17 protein-coding genes, 2 tRNA genes and 2 pseudogenes are annotated in these 23,677 nt (G+C 35.9%); 10 read left to right on the top strand and 11 right to left on the bottom strand.

Features of this window, described 5'->3' with window-relative positions; genetic code table 11:
• Positions 1-638: 638 nt before the first annotated feature.
• Positions 639-1,193 carry a c-type cytochrome gene (locus BW942_RS13700; protein WP_000719850.1) on the top strand — a complete coding sequence of 185 codons (555 nt, stop codon included), beginning with the start codon at positions 639-641 and terminating at the stop codon, positions 1,191-1,193.
• 85 nt (positions 1,194-1,278) lie between these two features.
• Positions 1,279-1,770 (top strand): hypothetical protein, encoded by a 492-nt coding sequence (locus BW942_RS13695; protein WP_000914999.1) that lies wholly within the window; start codon positions 1,279-1,281, stop codon positions 1,768-1,770.
• A 138-nt stretch (positions 1,771-1,908) separates the two neighbouring features.
• Here the strand turns inward: BW942_RS13695 and BW942_RS13690 are convergent, their stop codons facing one another.
• The 8 genes and pseudogenes from BW942_RS13690 to BW942_RS13645 form a co-directional block, all read right to left on the bottom strand.
• Entirely contained in the window at positions 1,909-3,210 is a 1,302-nt protein-coding gene (locus BW942_RS13690) for a hypothetical protein (protein WP_000660636.1), read from the bottom strand.
• A 1,050-nt stretch (positions 3,211-4,260) separates the two neighbouring features.
• Positions 4,261-5,112 (bottom strand): flagellin N-terminal helical domain-containing protein, encoded by an 852-nt coding sequence (locus tag BW942_RS13685; RefSeq protein WP_000586170.1) that lies wholly within the window; start codon positions 5,110-5,112, stop codon positions 4,261-4,263.
• Positions 5,113-5,567: 455 nt separating this feature from the next.
• The gene (locus BW942_RS13675) at positions 5,568-6,413 is read right to left on the bottom strand and encodes a flagellin N-terminal helical domain-containing protein (RefSeq protein ID WP_000586163.1); all 846 of its coding nucleotides are present in this window, start codon (positions 6,411-6,413) and stop codon (positions 5,568-5,570) included.
• A gap of 943 nt (positions 6,414-7,356) precedes the next feature.
• Positions 7,357-8,015 (bottom strand): annotated as a pseudogene (locus tag BW942_RS13665) (hypothetical protein); the annotation flags it as partial.
• 199 nt (positions 8,016-8,214) lie between these two features.
• On the bottom strand, positions 8,215-9,591 hold the full coding sequence (gene creD / locus BW942_RS13660) for a cell envelope integrity protein CreD (RefSeq protein WP_001214634.1): 1,377 nt from the start codon (positions 9,589-9,591) through the stop codon (positions 8,215-8,217).
• Positions 9,579-9,794 (bottom strand): hypothetical protein, encoded by a 216-nt coding sequence (locus BW942_RS13655; protein WP_000932266.1) that lies wholly within the window; start codon positions 9,792-9,794, stop codon positions 9,579-9,581. Before BW942_RS13655 ends, creD begins: the two co-directional genes overlap by 13 nt.
• 269 nt (positions 9,795-10,063) lie before the next feature.
• Positions 10,064-11,390, bottom strand: a pseudogene (creC, locus tag BW942_RS13650) (two-component system sensor histidine kinase CreC).
• A gap of 97 nt (positions 11,391-11,487) precedes the next feature.
• Positions 11,488-12,210, bottom strand: coding sequence for a response regulator (locus tag BW942_RS13645; RefSeq protein WP_000529920.1), 723 nt, complete (start codon positions 12,208-12,210; stop codon positions 11,488-11,490).
• Between the two features lie 97 nt (positions 12,211-12,307).
• On the opposite strand from BW942_RS13645, the gene pdhA reads away from it, so the two are divergent.
• From pdhA to BW942_RS13620, 5 genes are all read left to right on the top strand, one after another.
• Positions 12,308-13,291 carry a pyruvate dehydrogenase (acetyl-transferring) E1 component subunit alpha gene (pdhA, locus tag BW942_RS13640; protein ID WP_000980946.1) on the top strand — a complete coding sequence of 328 codons (984 nt, stop codon included), beginning with the start codon at positions 12,308-12,310 and terminating at the stop codon, positions 13,289-13,291.
• A complete protein-coding gene (locus tag BW942_RS13635) occupies positions 13,291-14,265 on the top strand; it encodes a pyruvate dehydrogenase complex E1 component subunit beta (RefSeq protein WP_000279894.1) in 975 nt (324 codons plus the stop codon). Before pdhA ends, BW942_RS13635 begins: the two co-directional genes overlap by 1 nt.
• 21 nt (positions 14,266-14,286) lie before the next feature.
• Complete coding sequence (locus BW942_RS13630) at positions 14,287-15,663, top strand: dihydrolipoamide acetyltransferase family protein (protein WP_001062325.1); 1,377 nt, start codon at positions 14,287-14,289, stop codon at positions 15,661-15,663.
• A gap of 5 nt (positions 15,664-15,668) precedes the next feature.
• The gene (gene fliG / locus BW942_RS13625; RefSeq protein WP_000412660.1) at positions 15,669-16,688 is read left to right on the top strand and encodes a flagellar motor switch protein FliG; all 1,020 of its coding nucleotides are present in this window, start codon (positions 15,669-15,671) and stop codon (positions 16,686-16,688) included.
• Positions 16,689-16,825: 137 nt separating this feature from the next.
• Positions 16,826-17,029 (top strand): hypothetical protein, encoded by a 204-nt coding sequence (locus tag BW942_RS13620; RefSeq protein WP_000203385.1) that lies wholly within the window; start codon positions 16,826-16,828, stop codon positions 17,027-17,029.
• A gap of 800 nt (positions 17,030-17,829) precedes the next feature.
• Here the strand turns inward: BW942_RS13620 and BW942_RS13600 are convergent.
• The 3 genes from BW942_RS13600 to BW942_RS13585 all read right to left on the bottom strand — a co-directional run bounded on the left by BW942_RS13600 (position 17,830) and on the right by BW942_RS13585 (position 21,435).
• Entirely contained in the window at positions 17,830-18,690 is an 861-nt protein-coding gene (locus tag BW942_RS13600; protein ID WP_000768559.1) for an Ig-like domain-containing domain, read from the bottom strand.
• Positions 18,687-19,931 (bottom strand): LIC_11904 family protein, encoded by a 1,245-nt coding sequence (locus tag BW942_RS13595; RefSeq protein WP_002002492.1) that lies wholly within the window; start codon positions 19,929-19,931, stop codon positions 18,687-18,689. Before BW942_RS13595 ends, BW942_RS13600 begins: the two co-directional genes overlap by 4 nt.
• Before the next feature lie 1,430 nt (positions 19,932-21,361).
• Positions 21,362-21,435, bottom strand: a tRNA-Asp gene (locus tag BW942_RS13585).
• A gap of 145 nt (positions 21,436-21,580) precedes the next feature.
• Here BW942_RS13585 and BW942_RS13580 point away from each other — a divergent pair.
• The 3 genes from BW942_RS13580 to BW942_RS13565 all read left to right on the top strand — a co-directional run bounded on the left by BW942_RS13580 (position 21,581) and on the right by BW942_RS13565 (position 23,662).
• The gene (locus BW942_RS13580; protein ID WP_000636905.1) at positions 21,581-22,255 is read left to right on the top strand and encodes a CDP-alcohol phosphatidyltransferase family protein; all 675 of its coding nucleotides are present in this window, start codon (positions 21,581-21,583) and stop codon (positions 22,253-22,255) included.
• Positions 22,256-22,308: 53 nt separating this feature from the next.
• Positions 22,309-22,391 (top strand) — tRNA-Leu (locus BW942_RS13575).
• A gap of 764 nt (positions 22,392-23,155) precedes the next feature.
• Positions 23,156-23,662 carry a DUF1993 domain-containing protein gene (locus tag BW942_RS13565; RefSeq protein WP_000895907.1) on the top strand — a complete coding sequence of 169 codons (507 nt, stop codon included), beginning with the start codon at positions 23,156-23,158 and terminating at the stop codon, positions 23,660-23,662.
• Positions 23,663-23,677: the final 15 nt, after the last annotated feature.

Below are 23,677 nucleotides of genomic sequence, written 5' to 3'. Positions count from 1 at the left end.
AATAAAATACCCGGCAAATCCGCCGGGTATTTTATTATATTCATCTAATATAATGTGAATTCTGCCGTGATTATCTTTTCTGAAAAGTTAAAAATTTGAATTTTATAGATCATTCCTAAATGTGGGAACTATTACAAATTTAGATTTTACGAACAAATTCTAAAATTTGTAGGAACTCAACCTTTTAAAAAATTCCTTCTCATTTTCTTATTTCAAACCCATGTTAAGTTTGGATTTTTTCGTAAAATCACCGTGTATTGCAAACCGCCATTTCCTAAAAAATTGATTTTATAAAGATTTCTTTAAACTAAAACGTTCCATAAAAATGTTTTGTGGGAACTATTACAAACTTGGATTTTACAGTGAAATCTTAGAATGCGGGAACTAAAACAAATTGATGTTTTTTGTTAGAAAACGATGCGGCTTTTGTCTTTATAAAAGTAAGATTAAGGGTTCGACATTTTGAAATCTTAATTATAAATCGAATCGAATCATTGTGCAATTTATCATAACTTGAAGTTTCTAAATTTCTATTTTTAGATAGATTTCTTTTTTAGATCCTTCAACCTGCCTTTTACGATAAAGAGGCGATCCAATTTAAAGTATCGATTCTTTATAAAATTCAATTGGGAAAATGTATGAAAAAAATTCATTCTTCAATTTTAATTCTGCTCTTCGCGATTCTAACTTTCGTAAACTGTTCAAATCAAAATAATAATTCGAATAGTTCTCGCATTGAACGGGGTAAAAAATTGGTAATGGTCGCCGGATGTACGGATTGTCACACTGCAAAAATAATGACTCCACAAGGCCCAGTGCCGGACACTTCTAAATTTTTAGCTGGATATTTAGAAACAAATCAATTGCCGGATTATAAGAACTATAAAAATTCTCCTTGGCTTTTGTTTACTGGAGACCTTACTGCCGTAGTCGGTCCCTGGGGAGTTAGTTTTGCAAAAAATATTACCCCCGATCCAGAAACCGGTATTGGTGGTTGGACAGAAGATATGTTTATCCAAACGGTTCGGACTCAAAAAAGATTAGGGGTGGGTAGACCGATTCTTCCTCCAATGAACGGAGTTTTTATTGGAAACATGAATCCTCTAAGCGACGATGAACTAAAAGATATTTTTGCTTATCTTAAATCTTTAAAGCCAGTCAGAAACAGAGTTCCTGAACCGATTTTAAATTAAAAGTGAATGAACGGATTGAAATTATCAATCCGTTCTCGCAAAATATATTTTAAGAAAAACATTTTTCAACTCAAAGGAATCATTTGTGTTAAAAAAAACATTACTTATCGCTTTAACGACAATCTTTTTTTTAAACTGCAATCGAGATTTAGATCAATTCAATCAGTTTCAGAAAGCAGAAATATCTACTCTCACTCAAACCATTCAAGAAATTCTAACTTCCATGAAATATGAAAAATATAAAATTCTTATCATCCCTCATGTAAATTTTTCAAAAGCCCGAATCAGTGAAAAAAAGATACTAGAAAGTTACAATGGCAAAGCTATAGAATCTGAAAATCCTCCTGGATATGATGGAAACACGAAAAATGATCGAAATGAATATTATAAAAGAGATTTAACGGTAAATTATGATACTGCCAGTAAAGAATATCTATATAGCATTGATTATTTCTCTGTAGTAATTACTTTTGATAAGATCGATGATAAAAAAAAGAATCAAGTAACAAAACTTATCGAGAGAGTCGTGTTGAACATGGATAGAGGAGATACCGTAGAGATAGTTTCTCTGGAATGATTTTTAAAATACTTTCAATCGATTCTGTCTATGTAAAAATTCCAAGAAAAACGCTAAACGTAAACGGAATTGAAAACAATTCCGTTTACGCTTTTGTAAATTAAGATTTTCTAATACTGTACTAAAAATTCGATTAAACTACCATAACCAATAAGCTTCCAGAAAATCCGCATTCAATCCCAATGCAGAAGATTGTGGAATGACACATCTTCTATAAGGAGCAAACTCCCATTTATTGTAAGGTTTTCTATAGAAAAGCCCCACTATATCTGAAAAAGTTCGATCCTCTATACAATGATAATTGTAAAGTGGAAATCCACTTTTATCTTTTACGTGTATTTTGTTAGGGTCTTGAAAGAAAAATATATCCATCGATTCCGCTAATTCGTGTCCTTGATCTTTAACCGCGACGATTAAATTTTTCAATCCGGTTTGTAAAGGATAACCCATATGTACTAAAACACCCACCCCTTTGAGAAGCATATAGTGATTAAAAAAATTGGCATCCTCCGATTGAACAATTACTCCTACAAAAATAGAACCGAGTGTAATTAAATTTTGCCACTGCCCCAAAGGAGTTATCTGATTACGAGCAATGTATTTTAAGATTATCTCGTTGATCTTAGCCACAGGGTTAATATCAATAGTATGATTACCATAGCGAAGCTCAACATTATTAAAATCTTTTACTTGATAATTATTCGTTTCATAATATCTCAAAAAATCGGCACAAATTTTTACAACATCTTCCCTAAACTCTTCTACGTGTATAAAAGTCCAATAGAGTCCCACCAAAGAGTGAAGCGTTGCGTCTAAAGAAAAATCATATCTAAATTTATACTGTTGACCCTCAAACGAATAATCTGTATATCTCATAGTACCACAAGGTTTATTATCTAGTGGAACACCTACGTTTCCATGCTGATTACAAGATGGAAATTGATTGTATGCCTCTATATTGACGAAATTTCTACCAAACCCACCCCGATTGAGAGATTGCATTAATTTATAATATTCTAAATATCTTTTTATCAGAGCCAGTGTATCCGGGTCACGAGTATTTTTATATTTCCACGCCATCGCACCCAAAGTTACTCCTACGTTAAAAGTTGCATCTCCCGCTTCTTGCCAATTGTATTTTCCAACCCCATTTAAAGCTTGATTTTCGAAATGATCTAAACCTCTATACTCTACTTGCCCTAAAGGACCAGTTAAATATTTAACATTTGAATAAACTTGCTTTTCCTTAAAAGAATTCATTTCTCCGACTAACCATGCAATGAGCATAATTTCTTTGTTAGAAGTCTTTTTTCCGGGAATACAAAATATTAAAGATGAAAAAATTAAAATGAGTCCCAAAGATCTCATTCCAATTTGAGTCATATTTAATAAATCTAATCTTAAAAAACCTACTTCTGGATTTTTTTGTTTCTCTTTCACTCTAACACTCCCTGTTAAATACAATCTCCAATACACGTCATCCGCTTTTATTTTATAAAAAACTATCCAGAAGCGATAAGCATCTTATAAAATTAAATTTCTCTTCTTCTAAAATACAAATTAATACCTATTTAAAATACATTAAATTTATATTATATATAAAAAGAAAACATTCTAAAATTTTATTCAAAAACAAAACACTTAACGCAGAATATACAATTAAAGATTATACTTCCTATAAAAATCCTAGATGCTATTCCACAAAATAAAAATCAATAAAGTTCGCATAACGTATTTCTTGAGGAACATTCAAAAATATTAATAATTTTTCAAAAACAATCACCTTCTATTGAACATCACATAAATTGTCAAATAAAAATATAAATATATTAAATTTTACTTATATTATAAAAATACCACTCAATTGTCATATAACTTAAAAAATGATAAAAATTACGCATAACGCCAGTTAAAACCTCCCAAGAGTAATAAAATTAAAGACAAAATCACGAAAAAACGTAATAAAACTAAAATCGGAAGAGATTTAAGAACCAGTTTGGCAAAGTAGATCGTTTAGAAATAAACTTCGTTTGATAGACTGAAAAAAAATTTAAGAAAGAATTGTAGAGGTATTATTTAGAAAAAAGAAGGCAGATATTACTTTTAACGTGAGTTCGAAACGAGTAAAAATTTTCTAAAAGTAGTAGTTCCTACAATTTTAGAATTTGTTTGTAAAATCGTGATTTGTAGTAGTTCCCACATTCTAAGATTGTTTTGGATAATCCATATGATTTCTCAAACTCAAGGAGGAGAAAATTGCCTAAATTCTGTTATGGAAATGAGCGTTAGTTCCCACATTTAAAAAATCAATCTGTAAGTTTAGATTCTAACTTTTTTCAGAATCATGTGTTCCTTACACCTAACTCACGTTACTTTTAGTAAAACTTCATCACTTGAGATTGCGCATAATGTATCGGATAAAAAAATCCACCGGAAGAGAAACCCTTCCGGTGGAACCTTTATCTACCTTCCCTCCTGGAAGGCTTCCTTTTAGATCTGCTGCAGAAGCTTGAGAACTGAATTCGGTTTCATATTTGCCTGCGCCAACATTGCCGTACCACTCTGTACAAGTATTTGTTTTGTGGTCAGCGAGACAACTTCTTCCGCCATATCGGCGTCTCGAATTCTAGATTCAGATGCCTGCATATTTTCATACGCACCCATCAGACCCTTTGCGGTATATTCAAGCCTATTATAATAAGCTCCCATATCCGCTCTCTGCTTCATGATCTTCGTAAGGGCAGCATCTGCCAGACCGATCACGTCGTTAGCCTCTCCCGGAGAAGAGATCGCGATCGGCCTCCCGTCCGCTTTTACAAGCTTCAGAGCCTTTGAAGTCATCGTGCCTATGTAAAATCTTTCACGCTGATTTTGGTTTGGACCCATATGAAACCACATGGATGCAACCCTGGAACCTCTAGCGAATTGGCCTTCAAAAAGTTTGAACTTATTAAATTCAGCCTGAGAAGCAATTCGATCGACTTCATCCACCAGCGCAGATACTTCCACCTGCACGAGCTGCCTATCTTCATTACTGTAGATACCATTCGAAGTCTGGATGGCGAGCACCCGGATTCTTTGAATGATGTTAGACGTCTGCTCCAGAAATCCTTCGGCAGTTTGAATAAAACTCATTCCGTCTTCAGTATTCCTTTCCGCTTGACGCAAACCGTTTACTTGCGTTCTAAGCTTTTCGGAAACTGCAAGTCCGGAAGCGTCGTCCGCAGCAGAATTAATCCGCATACCGGAAGACAGAGCTTTCATCGTCTTGTCCACAGCAAGTTCGTTGAACTTTAGAGAACGGTGAGCATTCACCGCACTCAGGTTGTGATTGATAATCATTCTACACTCCTTTGTAGAGATGAACCGGCAAATCTCCCTATCTGCCGGCCGGACATGGTCTGTCCGGTGCTCCGGGATGGACAGTATTCAGACCACCTGACAGACCAGGCGTCCTACCGCGGAGTTATATTCGATTATCGATCACTGTTAATTCAACGAACCTCTTTGATCCCAAAAGGACCATGGAAAGCGAATATTCTAATATTTGAATTTAGAATATTTCTTAAACGAACCTTCCATCGTTCTTCAGGGGATTCTCAAACACAAATAGCCGCTATATGCGGCTTTCTTAAATAAGGTCGGATTTAAACGGACCGGATGGAATTTAAGAATCAATTCCGGAAGGAAACACATCTCCGAAGAAATGTGTTCCTCTTCCGGTCAGTTGTTCACCGTTTCTTACAATCGTTAAAAATTCTACGATTGTCAGATTTCAACCTTTAAGGATTAAAATCTTATCTAAGAAGCTGCAGAACCGACTGAGGTCTTACGTTAGCCTGAGCAAGCATTGCTGTTCCCGACTGAACCAGAATCTGATTCTTAGTGAACGCAACAGTTTCCTCCGCCATATCTGTGTCCCTGATTCTCGACTCTGAAGCCTGGATATTTTCGTAAGCAACCATCAAACCTTTGGAAGCGTGTTCCAATCTGTTGAAGTATGCCCCTAAATTCGCTCTTTGTTTATTGATTTTCATCAAAGCGTCATCCAGAGTTCCAATAGCGTCATTGGCGAATTCAGCTGTAGATAGAGTCAGGAGAGAACCGTCAGCCTTAATGAGATTAAGAGACTTCGCCGTCATGGTAGCGATGTACACTCTTTCTCTCTGGTGCTGGTTCGGTCCGATATGGAACCACATAGAAGAAGTTCTAGAACCTCTTGCAAAGTCCCCCTGAAGGAGAGCCATCTTGTTGAATTCAGCCTGAGAAGCGATACGATCAATCTCGTCTACGAGCTGAGAAACCTCTACTTGAATCATCTGGCGATCTTCGGCGCTGTAGATTCCGTTAGAAGACTGAATAGCAAGAACCCGGATTCTTTGGATGATATCATTCGTTTCCTGTAAATATCCTTCCGTAGTCTGGATCAAAGACATGCCGTCTTCGGTGTTTCTCTCAGCTTGTCTGAGACCTTTCACTTGCGTTCTCATTTTTTCAGAAACGGCAAGACCGGAAGCATCGTCTCCGGCGCGATTGATACGCATACCGGAAGAAAGAGTTTCCATATTCTTTGCTACTTCGTTATTCTGAAACTTCAGAACGCGATGGGAATTGATCGCGGCTAAGTTGTGATTAATGATCATGGGTTTCCTCCTTGAAACTGATCATGACTCCGGCATCCGTGCCCGAGCCCCTTGTGAGTTTGGTTTTGGCCAAATATTTTTATTTATATCGAAAGGATTTAAAGAATCGAATTTGCATTCGAGTCCATTTCCTTCCTTCACTATCTTCGGTGATTCGGTCTTCTGGATTAAGTTTAGGATAAGTAAGAATTTTCTTTAAAAATCGTCGTTTTTTGATATTTTTTAAAGAAAATGACAGTTTTTTAGAAATTTAAATTTTGTACTTTTTTTTGAAAAAATTAATTCTTTTTTGAGCTAATCTTAGGTTCGATCGATTTTAAAATTTCCGTAAGTATTTTTTATTTTCAAACCGGCTTTTTCTATTTTTTTAAAACAAATTCATTCCTAAATCAGTAAAACCCTAACTCAAATTTTTTGTACTAGAATCTTAAAACGTGGGAACTCACACAAACCGGGGTTTTACAGATAAATTCCAAAAATGTAGGAACTCATACTTTTAGATTTTTTACGGCGAGTTTGCGCTCTACAAATCGGAATTTTACTAAAAAAATGAATACGATAATCCCCTAAACTAACGTGAGTTTAACATAAAAGAATTTATGATTCGTTTTTCTGAAAAAAGTTAGAATCTGAACTTTACAGATCAATTTCTAAAACGTAAGAACTACTGCAAATTTGAATTTTAAGGTTAAACTTTGAAAATGTAGGAACTCATACTTTTAATTCTTTCGCATTTTCCTACGTAAAACTCACGTTAAATTACATCACTTCCTTTTGAGAAGATATTCTAAAATTTCCGACGTTTCTTATTCAGATGAATCAGTCCTAGGAAACTCAGGCCTTGATTGTCATGGGCGGCGTTTTGTACTACGGAATAAAATTCCTTCAAAACGGACATTTTACTTTCGTCCTTTCGGAAGTCATCGCCTCCTTTATCCTTGAATGAATCCGCAAAAGGAATGAGTACACTGGCGAGTGGTTGTCTGTTTCGGTCGAGCAGTACAAAACTGCGCTTCACAATGGCCGTAGCGGCGACAGGTAAATCGTCCTCAATATAGAGTGGTCCTGGTTTATGAACTAGAATGATTTCACCAATTTGCTTACCTTCATAAGAAAATCGAGTCATAACACTCGTTGATTTATAAGCGGCGACTAACCACACATCACAAACGATGCCTGTTTTTCTGTCAATTTTTCTGAGCTTGCCGAACAGGTGTGCACATGGCGGACTTTGTGTCCCAGTATGTTTCGTAGCTCGACGTTATCCCATCCAGTCTCTAATCGTATATGTTCAAGAGCTTCCAATACCAATGTTGAAACCCAAATATAATCGTGAACTTTTAAATGAACCTGGTTAATGTCGCAAGCTTCAGTGACCTCGCAGATACTGAGTGCTACCGAGACGTCACCATGCCATTCTTGTGCTACGGAATAGTCGGCAATAGACACGGCTATCTTCCTGAAAGGTGCAGATATATTCCTTTCTCGAAGCCAGAGACGAATTGCTTCGAATACAGGAAAGAGAGCTTCATTGCAAGATTTTTGTTCAATTTGAGCCAGCCCCGCAGGTCGTACATGTATTTGGAAGTCTATGAGGCGCATACTCTGTAAATTCATTTCCAATTGATTGCAAAAATCGGATTAGACAATCCTAAAAAGCGCCTTCCTGCTCCATTTTTTTTAACCCTTTCAAAGAACCTTGAAAACTCCAGAGATTCAAATCGATAAAAAAGCCCTACTCTTTCGAGTTAGGGCTACAAACAAAAAACATAAAATTGATCTTACTTTTTTAATTTCATTTTTAAGAAGATTTGATCTCCTCCTTAGACCCAAAAGAATACCAGTTTATCTTTCGAGTCAGATGCATCAAAAGTGCTAAAAATACAAACACTACAACGGAACCAATGAGTAAGGCATAGTCTTCAGAAGATAAAATCACATATAAGAAAGAATATAGACCGAAATAAAATCCTCCAGCAATGAACCCTCTCTTTTTACTTTGTAAAATAGAAGTCGCATAATAAAATATGAGACCAGATACAGCAAGAGATGCAATCGTATAAGATATTATAAAACCTAAATGTTCTGATAAAGATAAGTTTAAAATATAAAATACCACCATTACAAATCCAATCATTAGATATTGAAATGGATGAAGAATTTTTCCTCCAAAAATTTCTAATAAAAAGAAAAGAGCAAAACTAGCTGCGATCAATAAAATCGCGTATTTGATAGACCTTTCTAATTTTAAATAATGGTCCACAGGAACGATCAACCGAACTCCAAGCCCAGAAGATAAAATAGTACCCAAAGTTGAATGTTCCTCGGAAGAAATTACTTGTGGATAATTTCTAGAAAAATAAGAAGATTCCCAAGTTGCTTGAAATCCATTTTCAGAAATACTTCTTTCTTTTGGTAAAAAACTTCCCTCAAAGGACGGATCTTTCCAATTCGAAGAAATTTGAATCTTAGTTTCTTTACCCAGAGGAATTAAACCCATAGAATCAGAACCTTGGGTTGGAATTTGAATTTGAAACGTAAGTGGAAACTTAAAATCTAAAAGATTCATTTTAGAATGTAGCCCAGATGTAAAACGTTCGGAAGAAGAACCCGGTTGAAACGTTTTTTCTTTTTCAGCTAAAAATAATTTAACGTCATTTCCAATTCCTTTTGCGTCATTGACAACAACGATCATTTTTGATTCCGCCCAGAAAATTTTTTTTGTATTCATTGGAAAATCAGAAATAGACGGTTGTTTAAAATTTCCTTGGAACTTTACATTTCCATGATATAGAACCGCTTCATAAATTCCTCTCTTTCTCTTTTCTGCTTTTAAGTCCGTTTCTAAGTTGAGTTTTTCCGGAAGAAAATACATTTCTTTGAATACGTTTACTTGAACACGAATTTCCTTTCCATGTTTATCTTCTCTAATTTCTTCTTCGAGTGCTTGATAAGGAATTACTAAAAAAGGGCCGGCCATCTCCTGCTTACCACCCCATTTCGAACTCATTTCTTCTATCGCTTCTCCGGCTCTTGTTTGCCTTTCAAAAACTAACGAACCGACCAAGTTGATCGGAATTAACAGCAAACCAAGCATTATTCCTAAAATTAAAATCCTAAGACTTACAGACGATTGAATTTTAAACATATTATTTTCTCCAATGATCAATCCGCGCATCCGTCTTCGTGCGTTCTATATAATTGTTCCCACCATTTCATTTTTTCTTTCTTGTTCAAAATGTTACTCTTACTCAAATATACTTTTTCTACTAGAACTCTTTCTCTACTTTCCCAGACCATATAGGTCGGAATTAAAAGTCCGATCAAAAGTATGAAAAAGAACAATACTTTAATACTTACAAAAGATTGAATATTCAACATATACTGTATACTCCTTACTCTAAGAGTATGTAATTTAAAAGTGAGAAACTTATGTGCGAATTGTGAGGATTGTGTGAGAACTTTAGAACTTACACTTACTGATCTTTATGATAAAACAGCTTGAATTTTAAGAAAAATTTAATTTTGGACAGAGGATTTGTTGTAATTGCGACAGATTTATATTGAGATCCAAATACTTGTAAGGTTGGTTATGGGATTCGCTCAGTTTTTTTACGTTGAACTCACGTTAGTTAAAACTTGTTTTCTTATTAAAAAATTGTTTTGAAACAAATCCTAGCAATTACACCCGTTGAAGTTCCGTTTTTTACCTCCAAGTCCGCATCGTGTAATTTTGCAATTTCTCTTACAAATGCTAACCCCAATCCAGAGCTTTTACGACCAGTATCAGGACGAGGCAAAGAATAGAATTTCTCAAAAATTCTTTCCAAAGCATAAGATGGAATTCCAGGACCAGAATCTTCTACTTCTAAAAAAGGAAATCCATTTTCTTTACCACAACGAACCGTAATTTCTGAACCTGGATTTGAAAAATCCAATGCGTTCTGAACTAAATTTCTAAGAGCCATTCCTAAAAAGAAAAAATTCCCTTCCACATACACGGTTTCGGTTAACTCTCTGAAACGTATTTTTTTTCGGACCGCTTCCGAAATAGAAGAAGCAACCGTCTCTTGAACCACGTCTTGTAAATTGAGGTTCAGTTTTTTTTTCCAACTGAGATTGATTTTCTAAAGAACTAAGTTCTAAAAGTTTTTCTAAAATTGTTTGGATTCTTCTTCCTTCTAATTGAATATTAGAAACTAAAGATTCTAAACGATCCGGATTTTCGATAATCAACTCAGAAGAAGCAAGTAGAGAAGAAAGTGGGCTTTTAATTTCGTGAGTCATGGATTGTACATAATTTTCCACGTATTCTTTTCCTGCAAGTTCCCGAAACAATCTGTCCATCTCTTCCCCCAATCCTCTAATTTCGGGTACACTGATTTTCGGGAAAGGAACTCGTTTTTGAAATCTCAAAGCTGAAATATATTCAGATAATTTTCGAATCGGTGAAAACAAAAAATATAAAATACTAATAAACAAAATAATTATAGAAAGAGCTACATACAAACTTAAATTCCAAAATTTTTTTCGAGCGGATTCTATAAAAGGAATCAAACTTTTTTTGGGTTTGATCACCGTAAGTACACCGATTATTTTTCCAGACTTTCGGATCGGGGCTGCTACAAATAATCCTTTTTCGGAACCAAATAACAAACTAGACCTGGCTCCATATTTTCCTTGTAAGGTGAGATATACGTCGTTCTTTTTAGAATAGTCCTGTCCTTTTTTTAGTTTTTCCGAATCATAAATTACGATTCCACGTTCATCTGTAACATAGAGTTGCAGATCTACTTTCTTTTTAGTAATTTCAAAAATTTTAGAATTCAAATCTCTTTCCGTTGTAGTCCGCATCACTGGGGAAAGAATTCGTTCGCTTATTTTTTCTAAAGAATCGTTTTTTTGGGAAAATTCTCTTTCTAATAAAGAAGCCAAAAGATGAGCCGTATCATTCAACGATTCTTCCACTGCTTCCATATAACGTGGCCGAATCGATTCTTCGATTTTATCTACAAAGTAATAATAACCGATAAAGAAGGCAAAAAAAAACCGATTACAATTCGGATCAAAAGACTCATAACGTATCCTTCAATCCGTATCCTTGACCCCGTTTCGTTTCAATCGGATCTAAGTCAGGTCGAATTTCTTTTAATCGAAAGCGAATGTTTTTAATTACAGTGTCTACGGCACGATCAAAACTTTCTTCCGGTTCCGTCCAAACTCGATCCATAATTTCTTCTCTTGTAAAAATTTTTCCAGGTCGTTTTAAAAATAATAATAACGTTTTATACTCATACGGAGTAAGAGATAAAGACTTACCGTAATAATAGATAATCTTACGATCTTCATCCGTGAGAAACTCTGTTTGTTTTTTTTCAGAGTTTCCATCATACCTTCTTAACACCGCTTTGATTCTGGCGACCAATTCTCTAGGGCTAAAAGGTTTTACCATATAGTCATCTGCACCTAACTCTAAACCAAGAACCCTGTCAAGTTCCGATTCTCTGGCGGTAAGTAAAATAACTGGAATCGAATTTTTCTTTCTAAGTTCTTTCAAAATTTCAAAACCACTTCCATCTGGAAGTCCCACATCCAGCACCAATAAGTCTGGGGATTCTTTCAAAAGAGAAATACATTCTTTACCAGTCATCGCGTAGATCATTTTAAAACCTTCCGATTCCAAAACGATTTGAATCGTATCTCGAATCCCCGGCTCGTCTTCTGTGAGTAGAATTGTACGCATCCACGAAAATAAAAAATCGATCTCATTTTTAGGAAAAGAAGATTTTTGCCCCATCCAAAACTTTGGAATTTTTTTAAGTTAGAAACGAAATCGGTTTGCATAAGTCGCTTCTCGAAAGATACTTTGCGATTGTTTTAACAACTTAAATTTTATGATGAACCATCCTAAAACCAAACAAGAAACCCAAGACCTTTTCGAACTCTACAGACAAATGCTTCTCATTCGCCGTTTTGAAGAAGGTGCCGCCAAATCTTATAGCACCGGAAAGATAGGCGGTTTTTGCCATCTTTATATCGGCCAAGAAGCGGTTGGTGTCGGTTCGATCGCGGCCCTTAAAGAACAAGACTATATCGTTTCCACTTACAGAGATCACGGCCACGCACTCGCAAGAGGTTTAGATCCAAAGGCATTGATGGCGGAACTTTTTGGTAAAAGAACGGGAATCTCCAGTGGCTACGGAGGTTCGATGCATTTCTTCGATAAGAACAAACGATTTATGGGAGGGCATGGAATCGTGGGAGGTCATATTTCTCTCGCTGCGGGGATCGCCTATGCTTCTAAATATAAAAACGAAAACTCGGTTACAATTTGTTTTTTCGGAGAAGGAGCTGCAAACATAGGTTCCTTTCATGAAGGAATGAATTTAGCAGCGATCTGGAAACTTCCTCTTGTAATGATCTGTGAAAACAATCACTACGCAATGGGAACCCCAGAATATCGCTCGTTATCCGTAAAGGACGTTTCGGTTCGTGCAACCGCTTATGACATTGCAAGAGATCATATCGAAGGAGACGAGGTTCGTAAAGTGAGAGATCACGTAAGTGTCGCAGTCGAACGAGCTCGAAGAGGAGAAGGCCCCACTCTCATGGAAATTTCCACCTATCGTTTTAGAGGACATTCCATGTCCGATCCTGCAAAGTATAGAACCAAGGAAGAATTAGATCGTTATAAAAAAAGTGATCCACTTTTAAAGGCAAAGGATGATCTTATTCATTCTGAATGGAAAGAAGAAGAACTAGAAAAACTTGATATAGATATACAAGCTCAAGTGGAAGATGCAATCGTATTTGCAGACAAAAGTGAAGAACCTCCTTTAGGTTGGTTGTATAAACACGTATATGCGGAGGATGTATAATGGCGGTTCTGACATATAGAGAGGCTCTGAATCGGGCAATGTGCGAAGAAATGGATAAGGATCCAAATATATTTCTCATGGGAGAAGAAGTGGGTCACTATGATGGAGCTTATAAGGTTTCCCAAGGAATGCTTTCTAAATACGGAGAAAAAAGAGTCATAGACACTCCCATTTCCGAAAACGGTTTTGCGGGAGTTGGGATCGGAGCCGCCATGGTGGGTCTTCGTCCTATCATAGAATTTATGACTTGGAATTTTTCTTTAGTCGCGATTGATCAGATCATCAACTCGGCGGCAAAAATGAATTATATGAGTGCGGGTCAGTTTCCAATTCCGATTGTGTTTCGAGGCGCAGGAGGCGCTGGCGGAAGACTAGCCGCTCAACACTCTCAATCCTTTGAAAGTTGGTACGCTCACATCCCAGGTTTAAAAGTAATCGCTCCTTATACTCCTTCTGACGCTTGTGGTCTTTTAAAAACCGCGATCAGAGACAATAACCCCACGATTTTTATTGAAAGTGAAGTGTTATACGGAACCAGAGGAGAAGTTCCCGATCAGGAATATTCCATTCCATTTGGTAAAGCGGACATCAAACGAGAAGGTTCTGATATAACGATTGTTAGTTGGTCTAGAGCATTAATGTATGTTCTACCCGCCGCAGAAAAACTTTCCAAAGAAGGAATTTCAGTTGAAGTTTTAGATCTTCGTTCGATCCGACCTTTGGACGAAGAAGCGATCTATACTTCAATTCGTAAAACGAACCGTGCATTGGTAGTAGAAGAAGGTTGGGAAGTCGCTGGTTTTGGTTCCCAAATCGCTTATTTAATCCAGAAAAATTCTTTCGATGATCTAGACGCTCCCGTAGAAAGAATTACTCAGGAAGACGTTCCTATGCCTTACGCCGCAAACTTAGAAAAGGCTTCCTTACCCAGCGAAGAAAAGATCATCTCCAAAGTTCGGGAAATGCTGGAATAACAAGAATAAGGAATATTCAAAATGGCTAAAATTGCAGAAATGACTCAACTCAGTCCTACAATGGCGGAAGGTAAAATAGTCCGTTGGCTTAAACAAAAAGGGGATCCGGTTTCTCCGGGAGAAATCATAGCGGAAGTGGAAACGGATAAGGCCGTTATGGAAATGGAAGCCTTTGAAACGGGGATTCTTCTGGAAATTTTGGCTCCAGAAGGGACACTTCTCCCAGTAGGCGCCCCCGTAGCGATTATTGGAAAACAAGGAGAAGACGTTTCCGCGTTAGTTGAAACCGCAAAAAAATCCATTCCCGCAAAAAAAGAAAGTTCGATTACGCAAGGCCAGGCCCCAACTTCCACACAAAACGCAACCTCGCAGTCTTCTACAACTTCCGGCGCAAACACAGTAAAAAATCTCACAACAAAAGCAAGCGACGCGTCTTCGCAAAATACCGAAAGCAATGGGCTAACCACGCACGAAGAACGGTCTCTCAAAACACAGATTCCGTTCGGCTCGGAAGATTCTCCTATTCGATCAGCGCGCGGTGGTCGTTCGATAAAGGCATCTCCTTTGGCAAAAAACTTGGCTCTTCAAAAAGGAGTGGATTTAGGAGAAGTGATTGGTTCCGGACCAGGAGGAAGAATTATCAAAAGAGACCTTCTCGCCTATCAAGAATCGGGAAGTGGTAAAAAAGGTTCTTTTGTTAAGCGACAAGATCGTAAATTAGAACTAACCGGAATGAGAAAAACAATCGCATCCCGTCTTGCACATTCCACTTCTACGATTCCTCATTTTTACCTTACTTTAGAGTTGGACGCAACTCCGTTAGACACTCTTAGAAATTCTTATAACAAAGATCTAAAACTGGAAGGCTCTTCAAAAATTAGTTTGAACGACCTAATTATTAAAGCCTGTTCCCTTTCTTTAAAAGAGGTTCCAGAAGTAAATTCTTCCTGGAGAGAAGATCATATTCTTGAACACGGTAGAATCGATATAGGTGTGGCAGTTTCCATAGAAGGTGGTCTAATCACTCCTTATATTAGAAATGCAGATCAAAAATCAGTAAGCGAAATCGGTCATGAAATAAAAGAACTTGCTTCCCGTGCCAGAGAAAGAAAACTCAAACCAGCGGAATACACTGACGGAACCTTTACCGTCTCCAATCTTGGGATGTTTGGAATTTCTTCTTTTACTGCAGTCATCAATGAACCAGAAGCTGCAATTCTTGCGGTCGGAGCACTCGTTGAAAAACCAGTTCTTAAAGAAGGAAGTATAGTCGTAGGAAAAGCACTAAACGTTACTCTTTCTTGCGATCATAGAGTTGTAGACGGAGCAACCGGAGCTAGATTTTTATCTTCTTTTCGAGATTATACGGAATATCCCCTTCGCCTACTTACAGGTTAATTGTTGTGGAAAAAAAATCAGAACCAGCTTCCAAAAAAGAAAAAATCAGAAAATCAGCCCTACTACTTCTCTCTTTAAGTAAAGAAGACGCAGCCAAAGTATTATCTAAGTTAGACGACTCTATGATCGAAGAAATCGTTTTAGAAATGGCTCAAATCAAAACGATTTCCAAAAAAGAAAAAGAAGATGTTCTTTTAGAATTTAAAAATTCTCTTCTTCCCAATGAAGGAGAAATCAAAGGTGGAATAGACGCCGCCAGAGAAATTCTTAGACAATCTTTAGGAAAAGAAAAAGCAGAGAATATTCTTGGAAAACTTTCGCGTAAGGACATAGAAGATGATTTTTCTTTTTTAAGCGAGGCTGAACCTGGAGTTCTTGCAAGTCTTCTACAACATGAATCTCCTCAAACAATTGCAGTGACACTCGCATTTATGGCCCCTAAAAAAGCCGCCGATATTCTAAAATTTTTTCCGGGAGAATTACAAGCCGGTGTCGCCTATCGTTTAGCAAATACTACAAAAACTCATCCTGATGCAATTAAGGAAATTGCAAGAGTTCTCAAGAAAAAATACGAACAAAGAGATAGATCCGAATATAGTGAAGCAGGAGGTGCAGAAGCACTTGCAAATATACTCAACCACATGGACAAATCTCAAGAAGAAAATATTCTCAAAGAATTGGAAGCAAATTCTCCAGAGCTTGCAAAGCAGGTTAAAGAAAAGTTATACACATTTGAAGATGTTTTAGGTTTAGATCAAAAGGAAATGAGAATTTTAATCAATCGTATAGGCGACGATAATTGTTTAAGTATAGCCTTACGAGGAGCCGGAGACGAACTCAGAAACCATTTTTTGAGCGCGATGTCGCGTAATCGTGCTACGGAAATTATGGATATGATGGAAGTCAGAGGAAAATTAACGTTACGCGAAATTGGTGACGCAAGAAATGTCATAGTCAATTTAGTTCGCGAATTAGAAGAAGAAGGAACGATTTTCGTCAAAAAAGACGGGGAAGAATACATTTAAATTTCTACCGTAAAAAATAAAAGTATATTAGAGTTGTTGAAAAATTAATTTTCTTTCTTTTTTTTCATTAAAACGAATGGTAAAATCGCTTTATAATATAGATTTTTTTAACAAATCTATATTATAAAAATCAGATCATGACTTCTAATTCTACCCACTTGAGTTTAACCAAAGTATTTCAAAATCTTTTAGAAGTTATAACCTTGAATTTGAGTAAGAGAGACTCAAAACTTTACCAAAAGAAACCAGAAATTTTTAGAATCTGGAAAGGTTGGTTTTGTTTAGGAACCAACTTAAACTTACAACTCTTCCGGAAAAAATTAGATTTCTTTCAAATCTAAAGGAATTCTATCTACAAGGTTCCAATTTCTTTTTTGAAAAAGAGAAAGAAAAAGTTCAAAAACTTCTACTAAAATGCGAAATTCATTTTGAGAGGGTTTCAAAACCACCTAGAAATTCAGGAATTCTATCTAGACTTTTGTATAAATTCTTTAATTAAAAAACCCGCTTCAAAACCTCAAAAGAAATCTAGACAAGATTTTTTACAAAACGCAAGTTCTATATAAGAGAATTAGAAAGTAGGAGCTTTTAAAAAATACTCGCAATTTTAAAAATAAGTACATTATAAAAACTTAAAAAACGATTCATAGCTTTTGATCCAAAATCAGTGACGTAAAACCGACACCTATTTTTCAGCAAATGAGTCAAAAAGGAAAATAATTTAACGTGAGTTCGACGTAAAAAAAATGAAGAAAAATTTTCTACAAGTATGAGTTCCCACATTTCCAAACTTATCTGTAAAATCTTGATTTGCAGTAGTTCCCACATCATTCTATAGACAAACCTAAGTTCTGTGGCAGTTCCCACATTTTAGGAAAAGATCCTTAAAATTTAGATTTCAATTCTTCCAGAAAAATGAATCATAAATTCTTCATACCAAATCACGTTATACTAACATTAAAAACCTATTTAGATATAAATTCCTTAAGACTATTTTACACAAAATTAAATAATAAACACTTAAAGGGTCAAACTCGCGAAAATATTCTTTTTACAAATTCAAAATCTCAACTTAAAACTTGTTTCTTTCGCTAATTCGCCCTTTATTAAATCAAAGTGGAAAAGTTAGGTGTTAGTCAAACTAACACCCAGGTTTTATACACTGATCACATGTAGGAGGTTGTCCGGGAAAACAAGGAACGGGAAATCCCATAAAATCACAACGACAGTTACAGGGTTCCCATGGTTGACTACATTCTACGGCGCCCACATTAAGACCCATACTCGAAGTCCCTAAATTACCGGCAAGATCCTTAACGTTCACTTGAAGATTACGATTTCCAGCAGACCAATTAGGCGAAGGCGTTAAAGAAATCGTATCATCCGTAACCAAAGTACTGCTCACTTGAACTTTTGGAGTTTGATTGCCTACAAGAGTACCGGATAAGCTCAAGGTGCTCGGATCGATACGATGATCAAATTGAAGCACAAGAGATTGAGACAAAGGCGCCAGCCATACAGCATTTATATTCGGCTGTGTAATTACAACTTTCGGACCTAATTGTGGATTACCAGCAGAAGGATTGGATTCCGTTACTGAATCTCCAAAAAACGCATCTCCTTGTGTTAGGAAAGGAATCGGAGGAAAATAAACTGGGCCAATATTGATATCTGGAGGTTCGGGCCTAGGACCGACACCAGGTCCACGAAAGGGATTTCCAGCTATAGGAACACAATGACAATTATCGGAGGTATTCCTGCACATTACACCCGAACAAATGGTTGCCCCTGGATATGGAACCGGTTGTTCCCCATGACAAAAACCGGCAACAGCTGCCCCTACAGGCCAAAGAGCAGGTGGCGCGTTATTTCCCCCTGCATGCGACCACAGATTACAATTAATGCTTGCCTGCTGCATACTTACTACTACTGCCTTACAACCTACACTCAAATTGATTATTATCAATATCGTAAGTACGAATATATTTTTTTTTAACTTCATAACTGACTCCTTAAGTTCGTAAGCGCATTTCTTACGGCAGGCACATCTAGTAAATCTGTCCTTGGATCAGCTTGAAGCGCGTTCTCTACAGATGGATCGTTTAGTATTTGAGGCAACGTAGTGAGACTATCAGGCACAAGATATGTAAAATCGTAATTTGCATTTCGATCAAATGCGGAAACGTTTACTCCGCGAGAAGACCAAACCCCTATCGTTCCTCCCAATAAATTTACAGATATTCCTTGAATCAGATTGATACGCCTGAGAGGATAAGCACCACTCGGAGAAGTTAAACCTCCTATTATTTGAAAATTACGATTTACGAATAATAGAGTATCAGAATTTTCAAGAAGGACGGCCAAACCCATACCATCAGGTAGCGGAGCAGCAGCAATCAAAGTAGGATTTAAATTTGTCGAGTCCGTAACAATCTTTTGTTCTGTCCGATTAAAAATGATTTTCTGATCTCTTGGATCCCAACCGATGACTCTATTGCCATTTTGATCGACAACTAGAACAAGCGTTTCATCGGCCCATACACTTCGTAGATCAGTAATCGCAACCGGACTTGAAATCGCAGTTATAGTTCCATCAATTCCTAAACGGCGAAAGCCTAAATTCGGTCCATAAACTAGAAAGGCAGAAGGTCCAAACGAAACAACTTCTTGAGCGCCCGGTGTTGAAACTATATTTTGACATCCGTTTAAACGTTGAGAGGTTTGCCCATCGAAATTCCAACAAAGATTGATCGTATCGGATTTAAGCAAAGCAATCCGTCCATTCGCTTCTAAAGAGATTTTACTTGCGCCAATAAAATCCGTATTTGATTTATAATAAATTTTATTAGCACCTACTGAGAAGTATACATTACCTCCCACCGAGTCTAACATAAATATCGTAAAGTCTACGGATTGAAAATTAGCCGGCCTAAGATTTGGGGCCAAAGTAATCCCGGCTACATGAGAAAACACGGTAGCACGCGGTGGATCCGAAGCATCTATAGTAAAAAAAGCCCCCATCCTTGCTACCAACTCAGGATTGAGTTGGTATAGAAAATTCGTTTCTACTTCTTTTGTTTCAATCGTCTTCCCAGGATTTCCTTCGGAAGAATACGTAAATGCCTCAGGACGTAAAAACAGAAGTAGATCATTGATAACGTTTCTATTTTTATTTTCAAAAATCCCATTACATTGTAATAAAAGGCCAATTAAAATCAGCCATATCCATTTTTTAGCCATCATGGCGAACCACTTAAATAATACTTACTATTTTTTCAAGTCAATTTCATATCACTATTATTTTTATTTCATTTTTATAATAAATAACATTCATTATATATAATATTCTATAAACATTGATCATATTACACAAATTATACGAAAGCCTCCAGCTAAATATAAAACACTTATTATGTCTAACTACTTATAATTTATTAAGAATATTATAAATAACGTAACCCCTCCTCTAAGATCTTAGAAAAAAGACTATTTAAAACAAGAATTCGACATTCAAATTTTATTCTTTTTGAAACAAAGTTATGTTCCATAAGATATTTTTTAAAACTGGTTCCAAATACTCAAGATGCAGGGACTTCTATTATGAATACCAAAAACTAAGAAGACATTTAAAAGTTTGTTAATTAACTCAGAACTTGTCTTAGAATCTCAAAAAATTTGCGTGATATTCTTTAGAAATTTTTAATAAAATGACGTGAGTTTCTAATTTTGCTACAAACTGGCCCATATGTATAATTTTTTCAGGTTTTATAACAAACCTCATCAAATAATTTTAAAAAAATAAAACCATATAAAAAATATCATAAAAGTTTACTTACTTTTACAAAATCGCATTTTAACGAGAGTTCGGCCTAAGAAATGAGAAAAGGTTTTCTAAAAATAAGAGCATTTACAATTTTAGAATTTGTTCTTAAAATTATAATTCGTGGTAGCTCCCACATCTAAGAAATAAATCTGCAAAATTCAGATTTATAATCCAATTTTTTATCGAAAAATGTATCATAAATTCTTTATATCAAATTTACATTAAAAACGAAAAATATGATTCTAAACTCAATTCTTGATAAAATGTCTTTAAAACTGAACATTCCTAGTCATTATTTTTCGATTCGTCTTAGTGTTTTACAGACGTTCTCTGTAAAAAAAGAACAAGATTACTTCTTATAAATTTTAGATTCATAACCAACACGAGCTTGGTCTAAATCTAAATAAAGACGGTTCATAATTTTTTAATTCAAGATCAGAAAAGTTTTTTTTAGGAAAGAAAATAATACGAAATCATTAAATTATTTTTCGTTCATTTTCCAATAATTCTATTATGCTATTGAACCAATCTCATAAAAAGTTTTCCTAATACCTTTTTATTCTATTTTGCTGATTTTTAAACAATTCTTAGAGAATGAAATGTGTAAGATAAGTTGTAAATTAATTTTGAAAAAGAAAAATTTCAGAGCTGACGGGACTCGCCACTACGCAGTTTCACTTCCTATAAAACTAAACTCCGTGGCGTCTTTTTAGCTCACTCGCCATCCATGGCTCGTGTCGCATTTCTAACGCTCCCTAAGAGTCGTTACAAATACTTTCGCAAAAAAGCTTCGAGTCCCATAATTTATGTTAGTTGAAAGTTGAAAGTTGATTTTGAAAAAGAAAAATTTCGGAGCTGACGGGACTCGAACCCGCGACATCCTGCGTGACAGGCAGGCACTCTAACCAGCTGAGCTACAGCTCCTTATGCTTAGTTACTTTTTCAAAAGAGCTTCTCCGGTCAATCGATTTTGATTTAGCGGATTCGAAAAATTCTATTCTGAAAATCCATTCGTTCATTTACTGGAATACAAAATTTCACATTTAAAAATATTGGAACCCCAATCCAGATGATCGTTCAGGAAAAAAAACCTCAAGAGCTCTTAGAAGATCGCATCTTTACAGTCTCCAATTTTCTTTCCGTTAGTAGAGTTTTTCTTTTACCTTTTTTTATTACTTTCACTAAAACGTATATATCTTCCCCAGATAAAACCGAGTTTTTATTGTATGCAATTTTAACTTGTATCTTAGCTGTTTTAACTGATTATTTAGATGGCTTTCTAGCAAGACTACTTCATCAAGAATCAGTATTAGGCAGATATTTAGATCCTATATGTGATAAAATTGTTACAATCGGTGGACTTTCTGTCATCGTCCACTATTTCCGATTTCCAATTTGGATATTGATTGCTTATATCATAAGAGAAATTCTAGGAGTTTGGTTGGGAAGTTTTCTTTATCTAAAACGAGGGATACAAGGAAAACCGAATTGGTGGGGAAAGTTCGGAGTCGGACTCGTGGCAATCACCGTCCTTTGGTACATGTGCATCCCACTCATAGAATTTAGAATTCTAGGCGAAAGCATTCTAAAACATCCTGAAATTTCCGGTTATATCTTGGTCTTAATTCTTTGTATTGGAATTTTTGCTTATTCTAAACGTTATTGGAATATTGTATTTCATCCGGAAAAAATTCAAATTGATCCGGATGATAAAAAGACTCGTAAGAAATACGAACTGGTTTAAATGTAAGTTCCTTGACTCCTAAGCTTTCTCTCCCATTCTGTCATTGCAAACCCGCTCGGGTGGTGGAATTGGTAGACACGCAAGCTTGAGGTGCTTGTGCCGTTTAGGTGTAGGGGTTCGAGTCCCCTCTCGAGCAAAAAAATTTTCTTTTTCAAAATCAAACAGATAATCATAACAAAGCTTCAGGCTCGAAGCGAGCTTTGGAAAACATTTCGAGCTTCCGTAAGAAGTGAAGTAAACGATTCCGAGATTTTTTCTATAAATTCAAAACCTATTATTTCTCCGTAAAAAATAAAATGTGGGAACTCTCACAAGTTTAGATCTTACAGTAAAACCTTCAAAACTCAGATATTCCCCAGTTGGTCCATGAAATAAAATTTATTTTTTAAGTTTAAAAGTATGAGTTCCTACACTTTCAGAATATGTCTTCAAAACCGCACTTTGTGTTAGTTTTCACATTTTTTCTCAATGAATCAAACTTTTATAAGATGTATTCCTGATACTGAACTCACTTTTTATAAGCTACGGTAAACGTATAATATAAACTCATAAGTTAGATACAAAATTTTAAACACACTTAATTGAGTGAAATTTGCCAAAAGACTCTTTGCATTATAATTTTTGTATGAGTTCCCACATTTTTGTGAAACGAAAGCGTCTCGCTTCTATTGGCGCTCGGAAACTCAACGTCTCGCTTCTATTGGCGCTCGGAAACTCAACGTCTCGCTTCTATTGGCGCTCGGAAACTCAACGTCTCGCTTCTATTGGCGCTCGACGGATTCAAGATAGATTCTTAGATTTAATTGATTCCATTCTACTTTCTTGGAAAAATTCTATCACAAGAAAAGCCCTTCAAAAAAATGAAAAAAACGCTGATTCTAAAAAAGGAAAACAAAACGTATGCTTTTCGAAATCACAATCCAACAATTTTCTAAAATGCTCCATCAATTAAAGCTACTTTTAGAAAAGGGAACCTCCTACTCTGAAACTAAAAAATTTGACGTGGAAGTTCTTTTAAATTCAAGACTAGCACCGGACCAATTTCATTTCATCAGGCAAATTCAAATCGTATGTGACACTGCAAAATTAGGAGTTTCCCGCCTAACAGGAAAAGACGCTCCAAAACATGAAGACCAAGAAAAAACATTATCAGAATTACAAACAAGAATTGATTCCACGTTAGATTACCTTTCAACGTTTACAGAAAAAGATTTTTTAGAAGCAAATGATAGAAAAGTATTCAATCCTCGTTGGGAAGGGAAATATTTAACCGGAAAAGAATTTGCAATTCAACATTTGATACCTAATTTCTATTTTCATATTACTACCGCCTATTCAATTCTCCGTCATAATGGCGTAGATATAGGAAAGAAAAACTACCTAGGTGAAATGCCTTTTAAAAGTTAAAATAATCGACGACGA

The organism is Leptospira interrogans (assembly GCF_900156205.1).
Lineage (GTDB): Bacteria > Spirochaetota > Leptospiria > Leptospirales > Leptospiraceae > Leptospira > Leptospira interrogans.
This window is presented reverse-complemented; position numbering and strand designations above follow the sequence as displayed.